Source organism: Nonomuraea insulae, from assembly GCF_042656245.1.
This window is the reverse complement of record NZ_JBHSPA010000031.1, coordinates 128,724-145,161: the sequence shown is the minus strand read 5'-3', so window position 1 is coordinate 145,161 and position 16,438 is coordinate 128,724. Positions and strand designations below refer to the sequence as shown.

The window sequence follows — 16,438 nt, the reverse complement described above, 5'->3', positions numbered from 1 at the left end:
GAACGTGGTCCCATTCCGCCCCGAAACTCGAGTCATGAAAAGTCAGGATTTCCGACCAAAAGGGGGTTAAGGTATCAGCCGCAAGCCGGGAATGATCTTTGTCGCGTGACGAAGCCCGGCCGTTCTGGAGGCTGAATGTCTGGCTGGAACCTGCGTATCGGCACGGCGGCGTCAGCGCTCGTGCTCACCGCCACACCCCTCGTCACCCTTCTCACCACAGGCACCGCGCACGCGGCCGCCTCCGTCTACTACGTGGACTCCGTCAACGGCAACGACGCGAGGGCCGGCACCACGGAGGCCACCGCGTGGAAGACCCTCACCAAGGCCTCGTCGGCGACCCTGGCCGCGGGCTCCAAACTGCTGCTCCGCCGGGGCAGCGCCTGGCAGGGGCAGCAGCTCGCGATCACCGAGTCAGGCAGTGCCGCGGCCCCGATCGTCGTGGACTCCTACGGTACGAGCACCGCCAGGCCGGTGGTCGCCGGGCACACCGAGGCGTGCGTGAGCCTGGACGGCTCCCACATCGAGGTCTACAACCTGCAGATCGGCCGGGCGCAGGACGTCGGCCGCTGTGAATGGGCCGGCATCAAGGTGACCGGCAACGACAACGTCATCGAGCGCAACTACATCACCGGCGCCGCGGCCGGGGTCTACATCGCGCCCAAGGCGGCCGACAGCGCGGTGACCGCGAACGATTTCGTCGACAACAACCACATGAGCAAGCTCACCGAGGACAACCCGAACGACGACTCCGGTGCGTTCGCCATCCTGGTCCAGGGCGACGACTCCAACATCGCCTGGAACGACATCCGCGGCTCGATCGCGTTCAGCTACGACTACGGCATGGACGGGGCGGCCGTGGAGATCTTCCTCGGCTCCAACAACCGTGTCCACCACAACATCGCGGTGGACAACGACACCTTCACCGAACTCGGCACCAGCAAGGAGACCAACGAGGACGGCACTCCCGCCGACCCCGACGGCACCTCGGGCAACCTCTTCGAGTACAACGTGATCGACGGCTCCGAGACGCGGACGGCCTTGATCACGCGCGGCCCGCAGGAGCCCGGCGAGGACCCCGACCCGAACGGGCCCGTCCTGGCCACCACCTTCCGCAACAACAGCGTGCACCTGACCAACGCCGAGTCCCAGGGCGTCGTCTGCGACGCGGGCTGCACCAACGCCCACCTGTCGATGTCGCAGAACATCGTCCAGGCCGTGGTCAAGACCGCCTACGGCCCGAACGTCACCGACAGCCACCACAACGTGTTCTTCACCGACGGGCAGCATCAGATGGGCGGGGCGAACAACGTCGAGGCCGACCCGCTGTTCAACCTCGCGAACACGGCCAACCCGCTGAGCCTGCGCGCCGGCAGCCCGGCCATCGACCTCGGGATCACGAAGTTCAGCGACGACGACGTGACCGGGCGGGCGATCGACGGCAGCGACGGCGCGGTCGACGCGGGGGCCTACGAGTACGACAAGTAGCGCCCCGGCTTTTGTCGCCGCCGTCCTCTAGTCTCCCGAGCAATTGATCAAGCCCGGCAAACAGGAGATGTACGGACATGACCTACCTCGAGTTGTCCGAGGACGGCGGCGGATCGCACAAGTTCTACGAGGTGACCGTGGTGGGCACGCAGGTCACGATCACCTACGGTCGCATCGGGGAAGCCGGTCAGACGAAGGTCGCCGGCTTCCCCACCGAGGCCAAGGCCCAGGCGGCGGCGGCCAAGAAGATCGGTGAGAAGGCCCGCAAGGGCTACGCCCCGGCCGTCCGCGGGGTGCGTCAGCGCCGGGCCGTCACCCGCAGGGCCATCGCCAGCACTCGCTCGACCGCCAGGCAGGCGCCCGTCCTGTGGCGCTTCGACACCGGCGACGCCGCGTTCGGCATCTTCGTGGACGAGGAGCGCTGCTGGGTCGGCAACCAGCGCGGCGACGTCTACACCGTCACCCACTCCGGCACCGTGACCGGGCGCTTCCGGCTGCCCGACGGCGTCAAGTGCATCGTGGCCGACGACTTCTGGATCTACGCCGGCTGCGACGACGGCCGCGTGTACGACCTGAGCGGAAAGGTGCCGAGGGCCGCGTACGAGATCGCCGCCGACGTGGACATCTACTGGCTCGACATCCACGACGGCGTGCTCGGCGTCTCCGACAGGGCCGGCCGGGTCACCACGATCGACTACGAGGATGAGTTCCAGTGGGCGCGCCCCGGCACCGGCACCTCCGCGTGGATGGTCAGGTGCGACGAGGACGCCGTCTACCACGGCCACTCGAACGGCGTCGCCCGTTACGACGCCGCCGACGGCAGGGTCGTCTGGGAGAGCTCGGTGGCGGACCAGGTGCTGTTCGGCTGGCAGGAGGAGCACTCCGTCTACGCCGGCACCGGCCGCCGCACCGTACACCGCCTGGCCAAGGGCGACGGCCGGGGCGAGGCCGTCTACCAGTGCGACGGCGCCGTCTACTCCTGCGCCACCTCGCCGGGCGGCCGGCACGTTTTCGCGGGCGACAACCACTCCTCGGTCTACTGCTTCGACGCCTCGGGCGAGCGGCTGTGGAAGCTCGGCACCGGCTGCGGATCCGCCTTCTCCATGCAGTTCCTCGACGACCGCCTGTACATCGTCACCACCGACGGCTCGCTGGTCTGCATCGACGCGAGCGAGGCGGCCATCGCCGCGGCCCGCGCGGGCACCGTGCCGCAGCCGTTCGATGTCAAGGCGGCGGCCTCCCTGGAGGTGGTCGAGCCCTCGGTCGTGGTGGAGACCGTCTCGGCCGGCGCGGACGCGGGCGACGGAGTGGTCGTCGAGTGCGTCAGGGAAGGCGAACGGCTGCGGGTCCGCGTGGTCAGCCCCGGCTACGAGTCGTGGAACGTGCAGTTCCCCAAGGATGTCAGGGAGGCGGGCGCACAGTACATCGTGGAGGGCCTGCGCTCGGCCGGGCGCGGGGGCTTCTACCGCGCGTACGGAAACATCCGGCGCCTGCTCTGACGGCCTCTGCGCACCCGCACACGTCTGCCAGGTGGGCCGGCCTGGACATGGAACCGGATGGGGTCAGGTCCGTAGGGTCTCCAGGGCGCGTTGACACACGGCATGCCAGGCGTCATGACGTGCTCGCTCCCCGGTCGCTGGGGGTTTGGAAGCCGGTGAGGCCGGGTGTGTCGTCCGTGGTCAAGGCGATCTGGTTGAGCACCAGCCCGGCCTCACGAGGCGCCAGCGAGATCGTGTGCTCACCCGGCCCGAGCGCCAACGCGGCCGCGGCGACGCCCGTGCTGCCGTACCAGGTCTCGAACCCGGTCTCCGGCCCGGACTTGCTCGACTGGTATCTCCACTGCCCGTCGACGGTCACGTGGTAGGAGTCGGCGTCGGCGTTCGGGTTGCTCGTGTTGACGAACAGGTAGTAGGTGCCACCGGTCCCGATGTCGACGGTGAAGTCGAGCCGCGGTGGTGACCCTGCCGCGGTGCTCCCGTTGACCTTCTCCGTCGGGCCGGCCTTGAACAACGCCTCGGCCTGGGCCGCCGAGGTCGCCAGCCACTGCGCCTTCGCGCCGGCGTCGGCCGGCGGGACGACCTGGAGACCGTTACGAGCCAGCGCCCAGCCGTGCGTCCCGTTGTTGCTGTCGGCCGCGTTGGCGAAAGCGCTCTTCTCCAAGGCGTCGGCCGCGTCGAAGACGACCGAACCGTCCCGCTCCAGATAGGGGCCGACCGGCGCCCCCGCGGCGCCGCCCACCGTGACAGGCGCCACCCAGGCCTCACCACCGGCGGTGATGGAGACCTCGGCCGTTCCGACCCGGCGCCCGGTGACCCGCACCTGACCGTTCTCCACCGCGACCGACACGGCGCTCTCGTTGTCGGACTCCGCGGCCACCACGTCCCGCACACCCTCGACCGTGCTCTTCTCACCCACCGACGTCCGGATCGCGGGCAGCCGGCGGAGCCTCGGCATCGTGTCAGGGTGAGGCGCCACGGTGGCCCGCTGGGGTGCGGCGATGTTGTTCGGGCTCTCGGGCGGGCCGACCAGGCCGTCACCGGCCGCGTCGGCGCGGGTCTCGATGATGATCCGGTCGAAGAGGATCGCCGCGTCCGAGCGGTAGACCACCAGGTCGTGCCAGCCGGGTGTGGTCACGTCGATGGTGAAGTTCAGGGGTTCGATTCCATGCATGATGTTGAATCCCCAGGCGCTGGTGCTCGTACCGGCGACAGAGTTGCCGCGCAGCAGGCTGGGGGCCTGGTCGTCGAGCCCGATCGCGGTGCGCGCGGTTCGCGGGGTGCCGTCGTCCTCCGTGCCCTCGTTCAGCGTCGGAATCCGGTAGAAGGTCCCGGTGAACCTCCCGGTGGAGGTGAAGTAGACCCGGTAGGTCAGGCGGGCGGTCGTCTCGAAGCCGGAGTCGACCCGGGGCGCGATCTCCGGGAAGCCGCCCATCGACGCCCCGCGCTGGCCCACGCCCTGAAGGGGGGCCCACTTGCTCCCGTCGGCGCCGGGCACGTTCTTGGAGAAGTGCTCGGCCTCGAGGGCCACGTATCCGTTGGCCTCCAGGTGCGACGGCTCGGCGGTACGGCGCAGATCCACGGCTGCCCGCTGCGCGTCGACCGTGAACGTCGCGACCGGGTCGCCGGACTTGGCGCCGTGGACGGCGTTGTAGACCCGGATCGTCCCCGTCGCGGCCGGGTGGTTCCTGGCGACCGTCACCGTGACCCGTTGCTCCGTCGCGGTCGTGCCCGAGCGCCGGGAAAGGGTGATCCACCGGGCGTCCGTCTCGGCGACCCACTCCTGCGGGCCGGCCACGTCGTCCCGGGAGAACACGTCGAAGAACCGTTTGTCGTCTGGCGCGGCCGAGTTGAACCTCAGCGTGCCGCTGCCGGGCTCCTTGCTCCCCTCGGCGGCGGCGCCCACCGCGTCGGTCGGTGTGGCCAACCGGGCATACCGGTCGTTGGTCAGCATGACGGTGCCCTCGTTCGGGAAGCCTTCGGGATGGCTGTGACCGATGGCGTGGTCCCACTTGCCGTCGCTGATCGTGTTCCAGTAGTCCTCGTCGGTGAGGATGCGCTCACGGGCCTGCTTCGAGAGCAGCTCGTAGCTTCCCGCGCTGGCGTAACGGCCTTGGGCGGCAGCCAGCTGGTTCTTCCAGTAGTAGCCGAGCTGCTCCGCCATGTTGCGGTAGGACAGGACCCGGTGGAGCACCTGCTGATAGAACGCGGAGCGATAGCGCGGGTCGAGCTTCGCGGAGACACCCTTGAGGATCGCCACCAGCTCATTGGACTCGTTGATGTAGCGCTGGAGCTCATCCCCGTCCGAGGTGGCGCTGAACGGGAAGACCTGGCCGTTGTGGATCCTTCCCGAGCTCGCGTTGGAGGAGTTGATCTCGCCCCAGAACTCGGCGCGCTTGGTGTTCTCGAGCGCGTCGAACCTTTCCAGCGCGTCGGCGGCCACGGCGGCGTCGTCGCCCTTCAGCCGGAAGTCTCGCTGCACGTGCTCGGTGAGGAACCTGCTCCCGATGTTCGTGTCGTCATAGCCCTGAACGTCCCACGCGAGCTTGGCGAACAGGTCGAGCTTGATCTCACCGGGCTTGATGTCCCCGACATTGAGGATCCAGTAGCGTCCCGCGGCGGAGTTCCACGCCCGGCGTAACTGCTGCACCATCAAGGACATCGGCGTCGAGTTCAGCCACAGGTAGCTCTTCGGCTCGCCCCAGTAGGAGATGTGGTAGTAGACGCCGTTCCCGCCGGATCGGGCGGCTTCGGTCCGCGTGGGCACCTGGCGCAGATAGCCCTGGTTGTCCTCGGCCCACATCAGGGTCACGTCGCCGGGGATGTGGTCCTTCAGCCCGGCGTTGTAGAGATCGTTCATCTCCTTGTAGGGGATGAACACCTGCGGCACGGCGTCGACGCTGCCGTAGACCTCCGCGATCAGCTTGCGCTGCTCGCGGATGACGTCGGCCAGCATCTCGATCTTGTCCTTGAATCCGTACGGGTTACCGGGCGTGAACACCGGATCGCTGTCGTGTACACCGCGGATGCCCAGGGCAAGGATGTTCTCGAAGCCGGCGTTGGCGACCACCCGCTGGCGCCAGTACTCCAGGATCGCGGGCTTGTTGATCGAATAGTTGAAGGCCGCCACGGCGTCCGGGCCCTTGATGTCGAGCGCGTCCTTGTTGCGGTCGTACCACTGCCGCCACTCGCCCTCGTTGTTGCGCAGCATCAGCTCCGCGTGAGAGGAGGATGCGACCACGCCGAACGCCGCCGCCTCGCGGGCGTTGATCGGTGTCCCCTGGTCGTACGTCCCGGTGTCGGTGACCGCGTTGAACGCCCTCGAGGCCAGGTGCATCGCCGGCCACAGCGTGTTCAGCCTGAGCCGCAGCATCAGCTCATAGACGTGCCGGTAGTAGTTGACATCAGGCGTGCCGTTGCCGGTGGGTAACTTCTTCTTCGCCCACGCGATGGTGCGTTCCTCGTCGTTGACGAAGATCCCGCGGTACTTGACGTCCGGCCCGTCGTCGACCCGGGTCCTGCCTTTGACCTCGATGTCGCCGCGCGGCTTGACCGGCACGTCGCTGTACCAGTACCACGGCGAGACGCCGATCTCCTCGGAGATCGAGTAGATCCCGTAGATCGTCCCGCGGGCATCGCTGCCCGCGATCACCAGCGCGTTGTCGACCCCGGGGACCGGGTTCTTGATGGTCTTGGTCGCGTACGCCTCCCACGCGCCCTCGATCCCGGCGGCCTCGTCGAACTTGCCGGCTCCGACGATCTCGTCGATCAGCCGGCTCTGGCCGATCTGGCCGACGATGATCGCGGTCTTCCGGCCCGCGGCCTCAGTCAGCAGGGCCGGCAGTTTGCGCTGGTCGGCCTTCGCCAGCCGCGCTTCCTTGGCCGGCTCGTCGTCGGCGAACAGGCTCTGCACCGCGGTGGGATCGATCGCCCCGGTCACCATGGCGACATCCTGACGCAGGTCCTGGACCGCGCGGCGCACCTGCGCGTAGTCCCGGTCGGCGTGATCGCCGCCGTAGGACGGGTCGATCAGGATCGGCGCGGTCGTGTGACCGTTGAAGATGGTGAAGCCGGTCGATGACGCCTGCGCCGGCGTCGCCCCCACCGATGTCAGCGACGCGGCCAGCAGCAGAGCGCCGGTCGTCACAGCCGCGGACCACCGCCTGGCCCGACCCCGCGAAATTGTGCTCGTCGTGCTGCACATCTCGACCTCTTTGCCCGGGTTACGACACCCCTCGCGCTTCTCGTCCGACACGTCATCGTGTGGCTGGCATGATCGCAACGTAGGTACGAGGCGACAACTTCTGCAAGGGGTTGCCAGAATTTCCATAATCGTGGCTAGACGCGTACGTGGAGCCCACCATCTTCGACGTCGCGCAGGCTGCCGGCGTGGCCGCGTCGACGGTCTCCCGGGCGTTCAACAAGCCCGGCCGGGTCAACGAAGCGACGCGACAGCGGATCGTCGCTGCCGCCGCACAGCTCGGCTACCAGCACAGACCGCAGAACCGCGCTCTTCCGGGTCTACGCCACCGCACCATCGCCATGGTGCTCTCCGACATCACCAATCCCCACTTCTTCGAGCTGATCCGCGGCGCGGAGCAGCGCGCGAAGGCGTCGGACGTCACTCTGGTGATCGTCAACGCCGAGGAGTCCCGGCGCATCGAGGAGAACCAGATTCGCGGCCTGGCCGCCGGCGTGGACGGGTTCGTGCTGGCCTCCAGCCGGCTCGACGACGACGTCCTGCGCGACGAGCGCCGGGGCCGAAGCGCGCGGTGTCCGGGTCCCGGCCGACATCAGCGTGATCGGGTTCGACGACATCTTCGCCGCCGACTTCGTCCATCCCTCGTTGAGCACCCTGGCCGGGCCCGGCTCGCACGCCGGCCGACTCGCGGTGGAGCTCCTGATCGAGCAGCTCGCCGCACGGTCACACCGCGAGGGTGAGGTGATCCGCCTGCCTACCGAGCTGGTGCTGCGCGAGTCATCCGGCCCGGCGGAACGCCGCGCCTGAGCGGCACAGCATTCCTGCCGTGCCCGAGGACCGCGCCTAGGTTTCCCCGGGAAGGCTCAGTAGCCGGTCCACCAGCATGTGTGCGTGCTCGACCCCGACCGGCCGGTTGAAGAAGATCAGGTGGTAGTACAGCGGCGCGATCACCACCTCCAGCAGCTCCAGCAGGCTCGGCGGCCGCTCACCTCGCGCCGCGGCGCGCTCGAACATGGCGTTGAGGTGCACGGCCCGCTCCATCAGGTACGTCTCACCCTCGGGCCCCTTCGAGCCGACCATCGCCGCCCGGACGTAGAGCACGCCCATGGGTGAGGCCAGGTCCTCGGCGATCTTCGCCGCGTAGCCCCTCAGGTCACCGCGGAGGGTGCCGGTGTCGGGTATCGGCGAGTCGGTCGTGAGCCAGTCGGTGACCATGTCGTCCACCAGTGCGCTCAGGGAGCCCCAGCGCCGGTAGATGGTTGCCTGGTGCACCCCGGAGCGTTCGGCGACCAGCGGGATGCTGAGGTCGTCCCAGGTTTCCTCTTTCAGCAGTTCGAGCACCGCTGCGTGGACCTGCGCGCGGACTCGGGCCGTGCGGCCTCCTGGGCGTCGTGCGGGTTGCATGGAGCCATATTAACGCGAAGTCACTTGCATTAGATGCAGGCCTGGCCTATGTTGAAGCGAATAAATTCGCGTTAGGTGGTTCTGATGAAACCGTTGATCTTCGAGAAGGACCTGACCTTCTGGTACGAGACGCTGCGCTCGTTCGGCCACATCGCCTACGGCGGCGCCGACTTCGGCGAGGTGGTCGTGACCGCGCAGCGCATCACCGAGGGCGACTACGACAGCTGGCACGACGAGTGGCTGGCCACGGCGGACCGGGTCACGGCAGAAGCGGAGGCGGCGCTGGCCGGCGGCCACCATGTCAGCGCCAGGGACGGCTACCTGCGGGCGTCGAACTACTACCGCTCCGCCGAGTTCTTCCTGCACGGCACTCCGGACGACCCGCGCATCGACGCGGCCTACAGCCGCCAGGTCGCCTGCTTCGGCGAGTACGTCAAGCTCGTGGAGCACATCGAGCCGGTCCAGATCCCCTACGGGCCGGCCACGCTCAGCGGCTACTTCTACCGCGGCACCCGGGGCGCGACCGTGGTCATGCACAACGGCTTCGACGGCAGCGCCGAGGAGATGCACTTCTTCGCCGCCGCTGCCCTGCACGAGCGCGGCTTCAACGTCCTGGTCTTCGACGGCCCCGGCCAGCCCGCGGCGATGCGCGCGGGCCTGCTTCTCCGCCCCGACTGGGAGCACGTCGTCAGCCCGGTGCTGGACTGGCTGGCCGCCGCGCCGTACGACATCGATCCTGAGCAGGTGGCGTTGCTCGGCGTCAGCATGGGCGGGTTGCTCGCGCCACGCGCGGCGGCGTTCGAGCCGCGCGTGAAGGCGCTGATCGCCTTCGACGGCGTCTACGACATGGGCGCGGCGATCGCCGCGCACCTGGGCGGCGACCACATAGCGGCCCGCGCGGCCCTGCGACATCCCGAGGCCGACACGGTCATCGGCGCCATGATGGCGCACAACCCGGTCGCCCGCTGGGCCTTCGGCCACGGCACCTGGGTGACCGGCGCCACCCCGGCCGGATACGCGCTGAAGATGCTGGACTACCACCTGCGCGACGGTGTCGCCGAGCGCATCTCCTGCCCGACGCTGGTGTGCTCCGCGCCGGAAGACTTCGCCTTCCAGGGCCAGCCCGAAGCCCTGTACGAGCACCTGACCTGCGACAGAACCCTGATCGAGTTCAGCGCGGCGGAAGGCGCCGACGCGCACTGCCAATCGGGCGCGCAGAAGCTCGCCCTCGCCCGCATCGCCGACTGGCTGGAAAGGACATTCCGATGAAGAAGTTTCTGCCCATCATGTTGCTCGACGTGGTCCCCGTCGTCGCCGCCTACTACCTCCTGCGCCTGGCGGACGTGGCGGAGGGCACCGCGCTGCTGGTGGCCACCGCCGTCGGCGTCGCCCGCGTGGCCTGGGTGGCGATCAAGGACCGGCGCCTGGACGGCTTCGCCGCCTGCACCGGCCTGGTCTTCGCCCTGGGCCTGGCCCTGTCGTTCGTGTCCGGCGACGAGCGGTTGCTGCTGGCGGTCAAGTCGCTCACCACCGGGGTCCTGGCCGTGGTGCTCATCGGCACCTGCGTGGCCGGCAAGCCCGCCGCCTTCGGCATCGCCAAGCGCTTCGGCGCCGAGGACGAGGCCACCGCCGCCCGCTGGGACGTCCTGTACGCCCACAACCCCGCCTTCCGCCACATCTACCTGGTCATGACCTTCGTCTGGGCCGGCGCCCTGCTGGCCGAATCCCTGGTCCGCATCCCGCTGGTGTACCTGCTGCCCATCGACGTGACGACGGGCCTGTCCACCGTCCTGCTGCTGGGCACGCTCGGCCTGGCCGGTGCCTGGAGCGCGTGGTACGGCAAGCGCGGCGAACTGGCCGCGACCGCCTGACGGGCGGCGCCCCCCGATATCGACGTCAAGAAAGGAATGGGATGAAAGACCTGATTCTGGATGTGGACGACGCGCTGGCCCTCCTGTTCGCCGTGCGCCATCCGGACCTGCGGCTGCGCGCGGTGAGCTGCGTGGCGGGCAACGCCGGGCTCGACCAGGTCGTGGCCAACACGCTGAAGGTGCTGGACGCCGCCGGGGCGCCGGACGTACCGGTGGGCGCGGGGGACGGCGTGCGGCCGAGCCCGCCCTGGAACTGCTCAGGGACACCGTGCTCGGCGCGGCCGAGCCCGTCGTGCTGGTCGGGCTGGCGCCGCTGACCAACATCGCGCTGGACGTCTTCTCAACGTCTCCGTCGACGCGGCCACCTGCGAGGCGCTGACCGGGCACGAGGAGCCGGGCAGCCGGCTGGCGGGGCGGCTGCTGCGCCACCAGATCGCCATCTGCGGCATGGACCCGCGCGTGGCCGGCGACGGACTGCTCGGTGACGCGGGCGCGGTGTGCGCGGTCGCCGAGCCTGACGGTCTGGGGACGCCGCCCGCTACCGCAGGCTGTTCCTGGACACGGTGGTGCGGAACTGAGGGCCGTTCGCCGCAGGCTATTCGCGGGCGAGCATGGCCATTCCCTCGAGGTCGTGGTCGACATAGTGCGCACCGCTGACGCTGACGGTCACCTTCTTGATCGTTCCACCCGAGAACGGAAACGGTGCCGTATAGTCGCTGCTCACGGGATCGGCGGAGTCGCGTCCCACGCACAAACCCTCACCCGCGAGCGCGAATTTGCCGGGCTGGGTGCGCATCGTGCCTTCCACGACGGCCTGATCCCCGACGAACAGGCGCAGTCTGCCGCGCGCCACCCCTTCCGGCTCTTCGCCTTCCTTCGCGAATTCCACGCCGACGGTGATGGAACCCGTGGGAAGCGGCTCGTCGGACACGAAGCCCTGCTCTTCGACACCGAGAAAGTTGTAGCAATAACGCAGCGCGCCGTTCTTGATGAACAGAGCGTGCCCACCGAACCTCGAACCCTGCGCGAAGATCACACCTTCAGGGGAGTCGACGTCCAGCTCGGCCTTGATCGAGAAGGACCGGTTGCGGACATTGACCGCCACACCCTCGGGCACATCGGCCGTGCCCGGGTAGTAGACATAGACATCGCGTGGCTTGGCGGGCAGCGGACGCTCCAGGGCGAGTTGTTCGCGCGGCGTTCTGTCGTCCAGCGGGAACGCGCCGTTGGCTCCAGCCTCCGCGAACCAGAGCCCCACCAGTTGACGGACCCTGTCCGGATGTTCGGCCGACAGATCACAAGTTTCGGCTCGATCCTCGTCCACGTGATAGAGCTCCCACTCGTCGGCCATGAAGTCACCCTTGCCGTTGAGCGCTCCGTGGCGGGCCACGACCTTCCACCCGTCGTGGTAGAGAGCTCGGGTGCCGAGCATCGCGTAATACTGGGTGATGCGTGTGCTCGGGGCGTGCGCGTCGCTGAAGCTGTAGGCCATCGACGTGCCGTGCATCGGCGACTGGGTATGCCCTTTTATCTGCTGGGGCGGTTCGATGCCCACGAGTTCGAGCACGGTGGGCACGATGTCGATCGCGTGGTGATACTGGTCCCGCACCTGGCCGCCGACGTCCTTCATCTGCTTGGGCCAGCTGATGATCAGTGGGTCGGCGATGCCGCCTTCGAGGGTGTAGCGCTTGAACATCTTGTACGGCGTGTTGAAGGCCCACGCCCAGCCCGTCGGATAGTGGTTGTAGGCGTCCGGCCCGCCGAGCTTGTCCAGCTTGGCCAGGTTCTCCGCGGCATCCTCCGGCCAGCCGTTGAAGAACTTGTTCTCGTTGACCGAACCGTCAGGCGACCCTTCACCGCTGGCGCCGTTGTCGGAGACGACGACCACGATGGTGTTGTCCAGCTGTCCGGACTCCTCGAGATAATCCAGGAGTCTGCCGATCTGGTGGTCGGTGTAGGCGCAGAACGCGGCGAACACTTCGGCCATCCTGCAGAACAGGCGGCGCTCGTCCTCGGTGAGCGAGTCCCACGGCTTGACGTGGTCGCCGGGGACGATGACATCGCTCACGGGCCATGGGTTGATCGGCGAGAGCCGGGTGTCCGCCGGCACGACCCCATGCTCTTTCATGCGCTCGAGGACGACCTCGCGGTAGCGCTCGTAGCCCATGTCGAAGACGCCCTTGTATTTCTCGATCCATTCCCTGGGCGCGTGGTGAGGGGCGTGGGTGGCGCCGGGCGCGAAGTAGCAGAACCACGGCTTGTCCGGATCCACCTGGCGGATGTCACGGACGAACTCGATCGCGCGATCGGCCAAATCCCTGGACAGGTGGTATCCGTCCTCAGGGGAGTACGGCTGTTCGATGAAGTGCTGGTCATACGTCAGATCGGGAAACCACTGGTTGGTCTCACCGCCCAGGTAGCCGTAGTAGCGCTCGAAACCGCGGCTTGTCGGCCAGGTTCTGCGCGAACTGGCCATGCTCGACTCGGTCTCCGGCGTGAGATGCCACTTGCCGATACCCAGAGTCGAATAGCCGTGCTCGACCAGTATTTCGGCGAGGGTGCCGTTCTCCGGTGGGATCACCGCGCTGAGACCGGGAAACCCGTTGGCCCCCTCCACGATGCAGGCCATGCCGTTGCTGTGGGCGTTACGGCCGGTCAGCAGGCTGGAACGGGTCGGTGAGCAGAGCGCGGTGGTGTGCCAGTTGCTGTAACGCAGGCCCAGGTTCGCCAGCCGGGTCATGTTCGGCGTTTTCACCAGGCCGCCGAAGGTGTCCCAGCTCGCGATGCCGGTGTCGTCCCAGACGATGTAGAGCACGTTGGGCGACCCTTCGCGCGCTCGCGGAGGCAGAAAGGGCTCCCAGTCCGGAGTGGAGTCGCGAACGTCGAGATTGATCACGCCGTTGAATGTCCGGTTCACGTGTTCCTCCGCATCGGCACCTCACGACTGGATCCCCCAGGTGCGATCGAGTGCAACGCGGCGTTCACTCAACGAATGTTCAAGCCCGCCGGAGCGGTACTTTGCGCGTCTTGATACGTTGTTGACAGGTGTGCCGGGAAGTCTGGTCGGCGAGTGAGCGACCCGACCCCTGTGACGAGCGGAGTTCCATGCCCGGCCCCACTGTGCGACGTACACCACGCCTGCTCGACAGGAGCACGTGGCCAGAAGCCCGCCGTATCGCCGACATCCTGCGTAAGGAGACCATCGGCGGGGCATTGTTGCTCGTCGCCGCGCTCGCCGCGCTGATCTGGGCCAACTCTCCGTGGGCGCCGACGTACCAGGATCTGCGCGCGACCGAGATCGGGCCCGCCGCGCTGCATCTGAACCTCGACCTGGCCACCTGGGCCGCGGACGGGCTGCTCGCGATCTTCTTCTTCGTGGCCGGGCTGGAGCTCAAGCGGGAGTTCGTCGCCGGTGACCTGCGCGACCCGCGGCGGGCGGCGGTGCCGGTGGCCGCGGCGATCGGCGGGGTCGTGATGCCCGCCCTGGTGTACCTGGTGGTCACCGGCGGCGACGGGGTCGCCAGGGGATGGGCGATCCCCACCGCCACCGACATCGCCTTCGCGCTGGCGGTGCTGGCGGTGATCGGCCGGTCCCTGCCCGACGCGCTGCGTACCTTCCTGCTGACCTTGGCGGTGGTGGACGACCTGATCGCCATCGTCATCATCGCCGTCTTCTACACCTCGCAGCTCGCGGTGCTGCCGCTGCTGGCGGCGCTGGTGCCGCTGGGCGTCTTCGCGGTGCTGGTGCGGCGGCGGGTGCGCTCGTGGTGGCTGCTGTTGCCGCTGGCCTTCGTCACCTGGGCGCTGGTGCACGCCTCGGGCGTGCACGCCACCGTGGCCGGGGTGCTGCTGGCTCTGACCGTCCCCGTCCTGCCGGGGACACGTGCGGGCGGCTCGGGGCTGGCCGAGCACTTCGAGCATCGGTTCCGGCCGTTCTCCGCGGCATTCGCCGTTCCCGTCTTCGCCTTCTTCTCCGCCGGTGTCGCGCTGGGCGGGCTGAGCGGTCTGTCCGAGACGCTGACGGAGCCGGTCGCGGCGGGCATCGTGGCGGGGCTGCTGATCGGCAAGCCGCTCGGCATCCTGACCGCGACCTGGCTGGTGGCCCGTTTCACCCGCGCCACCCTGGACGAGGGGCTGGCCTGGGTCGACATGGCCGGGCTGGCCATCCTGGCCGGCATCGGGTTCACCGTGTCGCTGCTGATCGGGGACCTGGCGTTCGGCGCGTCCGGCGCGGATCAGGTCAAGGTCGCCGTCCTGGCCGGCTCACTGGCGGCGGCGCTGCTGGCCACGGTGATCCTGCGGCTGCGTGCCCGCCTCTACCAGCGCATTCACGAGGCCGAGACCGCCGACTCCGATCACGACGGCATCCCGGACCTCTACCAGTCTCCCTAGCCGCCCCACAGCGAGCCGTCCTGTACGCACGCCTCACCGGGCCACCTGACGACGCACGAACCCGCGGTCCATCGTCAAGAATGAAGTTTCGACCGATCGGCCTGGACGGTGCTCATAGCGTGGGCGGCACCTGGGCGCGAACATTCTTTCCACAAGGGGAATGGCGTTCTGGGAGCCGGTGCGCGCGTACTGGCAGGACCAGAACCCGCAGACCGAGGCCGCGGTCCGCCAGGCCCTGACCGTGGACGCCATCCGCTGGCAGTACCTGCACGGCGTGCCCGACGAGAGCGTGGTCAGCCCCGACACCTGGCATCACGATGGCGCGCGCCTTCGCCGAGGACGCGCCCGACGCCGAGACCCACCTGCTCGACGGCGGCCACTTCCTGCTCGAAAGCCGGCTCGACGCCGTGGCCGGACACATCCGCGGCTTCCTGGGGAGGGCACTGCCATCCTCGCTGCGGTAACCCCCGGCCCCGTCAGCGGGTCGTCGCCGGCGCCTTCGGGAGCGTGACGTACTTGCCCAGGAAGTGGCGGGCGCTGGGGACGTCCAGGCGGTAGTCGTAGTTGGTCAGTTTGCAGGCGTCGTCCGCGCCGCTGATGGAGGTGGCCACCAGCAGGTGTGAGTCAGGGCGCCCGAGGAAGTTGGGGCCGCCGGAGTCGCCGAAGCAGGTACTGCCGTCGCTCTTGGCCTTCGGCATCAGGTCCAGCCACTTGCCGGACATGCCCTTGAACGAGATCGACGCCTGGTTGCGGGTGTCGGCGTAGTGGTAGCGGTACTCCTGCTTCTGCGACTTCTTCTTGCCGGAGGAGACCTTGGTCGTGGACAGGGAGCCGTATCCGACCGAGGTGAAGCGGGTCGCGCTCATGTCGCCGGCGGCCTTGAGACGGTCGAGCAGGCCGGGCTCGGGAAGTTGGGCGGGCGTGATGTCCGGAACGGGTGTGCCGAAGACCACGACGGCCATGTCATGCAGGTCCGAGGACTCCTTGTAGCGGGGGTCCGGGACATAGCGTCCGGTGTGGAGAGTGGCTCCCCGCTGGTATTCGGTCTCGAACGTGACGTGGGCGGTCTTCTGACCGGGATCGCCGCAGTGTGCGGCGGTGAGGAAGACCGTGGGCGAGATCAGCGTGCCCGTGCAGTAGCTCCACGTGCCGTCGGGGTTGGGCGTCTCGTCGATGAGGGCGCCCACTTCCGGGTGCGCGTTTCCATCGGCGGCGCCGTTGGTGATGGCCGACGCCGGTGTGCTTGCCGCCATGATCCAGACAACCGGAACCACGACAAAGGGGACAAAACGCATTTTCGGAGTGTACGTATCTCTCCCCTGCGGAAAGAAGTGGTGAAGGAAAAGATCTACCGTTGGTTCCAGCACCGTGCGGTCACTGGCCTGGCCTGTGGCGAGGATGTCGATCGATCGCCGCCGGCCATGAACCCGTGCTGATCGTGTCCGGGCCGGCCGCCCGAGTTCGAAGACGCGGTCCAGGATCGGGGCGGTCGACGGGGGAAACAGCGCCGCCAGTCCGCGAAGCGGTTCCCGGCCGCCGGGGGGCACATGGAGCGGGACCGCCGGGCGCAGCGCCGGAGCCGGCCACTC

12 protein-coding genes and 1 pseudogene are annotated in these 16,438 nt (G+C 68.4%); 9 read left to right on the top strand and 4 right to left on the bottom strand.

The annotated features are described in order from the left end of the window. Window positions 1-135 precede the first annotated feature (135 nt). On the top strand, window positions 136-1,485 hold the full coding sequence (locus tag ACFPZ3_RS27940) for a hypothetical protein (protein ID WP_379517210.1): 1,350 nt from the start codon (window positions 136-138) through the stop codon (window positions 1,483-1,485). Between the two features lie 77 nt (window positions 1,486-1,562). Continuing rightward, a complete protein-coding gene (locus tag ACFPZ3_RS27935; protein WP_379517209.1) occupies window positions 1,563-2,984 on the top strand; it encodes a WGR domain-containing protein in 1,422 nt (473 codons plus the stop codon). 112 nt (window positions 2,985-3,096) lie between these two features. On the opposite strand, the gene ACFPZ3_RS27930 is transcribed toward ACFPZ3_RS27935, so the two are convergent. Continuing rightward, window positions 3,097-7,128, bottom strand: a complete 4,032-nt coding sequence (locus ACFPZ3_RS27930; protein WP_379517208.1) for a glycosyl hydrolase 115 family protein — start codon at window positions 7,126-7,128, stop codon at window positions 3,097-3,099. A gap of 203 nt (window positions 7,129-7,331) precedes the next feature. Between ACFPZ3_RS27930 and ACFPZ3_RS27925 the strand changes: the two are divergent. Both ACFPZ3_RS27925 and ACFPZ3_RS27920 read left to right on the top strand, forming a co-directional pair. Further along, window positions 7,332-7,676, top strand: a pseudogene (locus tag ACFPZ3_RS27925) (LacI family DNA-binding transcriptional regulator); the annotation flags it as partial. Window positions 7,677-7,779: 103 nt separating this feature from the next. Then, window positions 7,780-7,989: a substrate-binding domain-containing protein gene (locus ACFPZ3_RS27920; protein WP_379517207.1), complete on the top strand. Its 210-nt coding sequence runs from the start codon at window positions 7,780-7,782 to the stop codon at window positions 7,987-7,989. Between the two features lie 36 nt (window positions 7,990-8,025). On the opposite strand, the gene ACFPZ3_RS27915 is transcribed toward ACFPZ3_RS27920, so the two are convergent. Beyond that, a complete protein-coding gene (locus ACFPZ3_RS27915) occupies window positions 8,026-8,586 on the bottom strand; it encodes a TetR/AcrR family transcriptional regulator (protein WP_379517206.1) in 561 nt (186 codons plus the stop codon). 84 nt (window positions 8,587-8,670) lie between these two features. Here ACFPZ3_RS27915 and ACFPZ3_RS27910 point away from each other — a divergent pair, with 84 nt between their 5' ends. The 3 genes from ACFPZ3_RS27910 to ACFPZ3_RS27900 are packed head-to-tail and all read left to right on the top strand — an operon-like array spanning window position 8,671 to window position 10,774. Beyond that, entirely contained in the window at window positions 8,671-9,855 is a 1,185-nt protein-coding gene (locus ACFPZ3_RS27910) for an alpha/beta hydrolase family protein (RefSeq protein WP_379517205.1), read from the top strand. Next, on the top strand, window positions 9,852-10,457 hold the full coding sequence (locus ACFPZ3_RS27905; RefSeq protein WP_379517204.1) for a VC0807 family protein: 606 nt from the start codon (window positions 9,852-9,854) through the stop codon (window positions 10,455-10,457). Before ACFPZ3_RS27910 ends, ACFPZ3_RS27905 begins: the two co-directional genes overlap by 4 nt. A gap of 41 nt (window positions 10,458-10,498) precedes the next feature. Then, window positions 10,499-10,774 carry a nucleoside hydrolase gene (locus ACFPZ3_RS27900; protein WP_379517203.1) on the top strand — a complete coding sequence of 92 codons (276 nt, stop codon included), beginning with the start codon at window positions 10,499-10,501 and terminating at the stop codon, window positions 10,772-10,774. Between the two features lie 278 nt (window positions 10,775-11,052). On the opposite strand, the gene ACFPZ3_RS27895 is transcribed toward ACFPZ3_RS27900, so the two are convergent. After that, window positions 11,053-13,374: an arylsulfatase gene (locus ACFPZ3_RS27895; protein ID WP_379517202.1), complete on the bottom strand. Its 2,322-nt coding sequence runs from the start codon at window positions 13,372-13,374 to the stop codon at window positions 11,053-11,055. A 188-nt stretch (window positions 13,375-13,562) separates the two neighbouring features. Between ACFPZ3_RS27895 and nhaA the strand changes: the two genes are divergently transcribed. Next, complete coding sequence (gene nhaA, locus ACFPZ3_RS27890) at window positions 13,563-14,849, top strand: Na+/H+ antiporter NhaA (RefSeq protein ID WP_379517201.1); 1,287 nt, start codon at window positions 13,563-13,565, stop codon at window positions 14,847-14,849. A 317-nt stretch (window positions 14,850-15,166) separates the two neighbouring features. Then, window positions 15,167-15,313 carry a hypothetical protein gene (locus ACFPZ3_RS27885; protein WP_379517200.1) on the top strand — a complete coding sequence of 49 codons (147 nt, stop codon included), beginning with the start codon at window positions 15,167-15,169 and terminating at the stop codon, window positions 15,311-15,313. Window positions 15,314-15,325: 12 nt separating this feature from the next. Here the strand turns inward: ACFPZ3_RS27885 and ACFPZ3_RS27880 are convergent, their stop codons facing one another. Then, window positions 15,326-16,144, bottom strand: coding sequence for a trypsin-like serine protease (locus ACFPZ3_RS27880; protein WP_379517199.1), 819 nt, complete (start codon window positions 16,142-16,144; stop codon window positions 15,326-15,328). Window positions 16,145-16,438: the final 294 nt, after the last annotated feature.

Coding starts and splice junctions, on each gene's coding strand:
- ACFPZ3_RS27915 (WP_379517206.1), bottom strand. CDS start 8,586: ATGCAACCCGCACGACGCCCAGGAGGCCGCACGGCCCGAGTCCGCGCG.
- ACFPZ3_RS27885 (WP_379517200.1), top strand. CDS start 15,167: ATGGCGCGCGCCTTCGCCGAGGACGCGCCCGACGCCGAGACCCACCTG.
- ACFPZ3_RS27880 (WP_379517199.1), bottom strand. CDS start 16,144: ATGCGTTTTGTCCCCTTTGTCGTGGTTCCGGTTGTCTGGATCATGGCG.
- ACFPZ3_RS27935 (WP_379517209.1), top strand. CDS start 1,563: ATGACCTACCTCGAGTTGTCCGAGGACGGCGGCGGATCGCACAAGTTC.
- ACFPZ3_RS27905 (WP_379517204.1), top strand. CDS start 9,852: ATGAAGAAGTTTCTGCCCATCATGTTGCTCGACGTGGTCCCCGTCGTC.
- ACFPZ3_RS27900 (WP_379517203.1), top strand. CDS start 10,499: ATGAAAGACCTGATTCTGGATGTGGACGACGCGCTGGCCCTCCTGTTC.
- ACFPZ3_RS27940 (WP_379517210.1), top strand. CDS start 136: ATGTCTGGCTGGAACCTGCGTATCGGCACGGCGGCGTCAGCGCTCGTG.
- nhaA (WP_379517201.1), top strand. CDS start 13,563: ATGCCCGGCCCCACTGTGCGACGTACACCACGCCTGCTCGACAGGAGC.
- ACFPZ3_RS27910 (WP_379517205.1), top strand. CDS start 8,671: ATGAAACCGTTGATCTTCGAGAAGGACCTGACCTTCTGGTACGAGACG.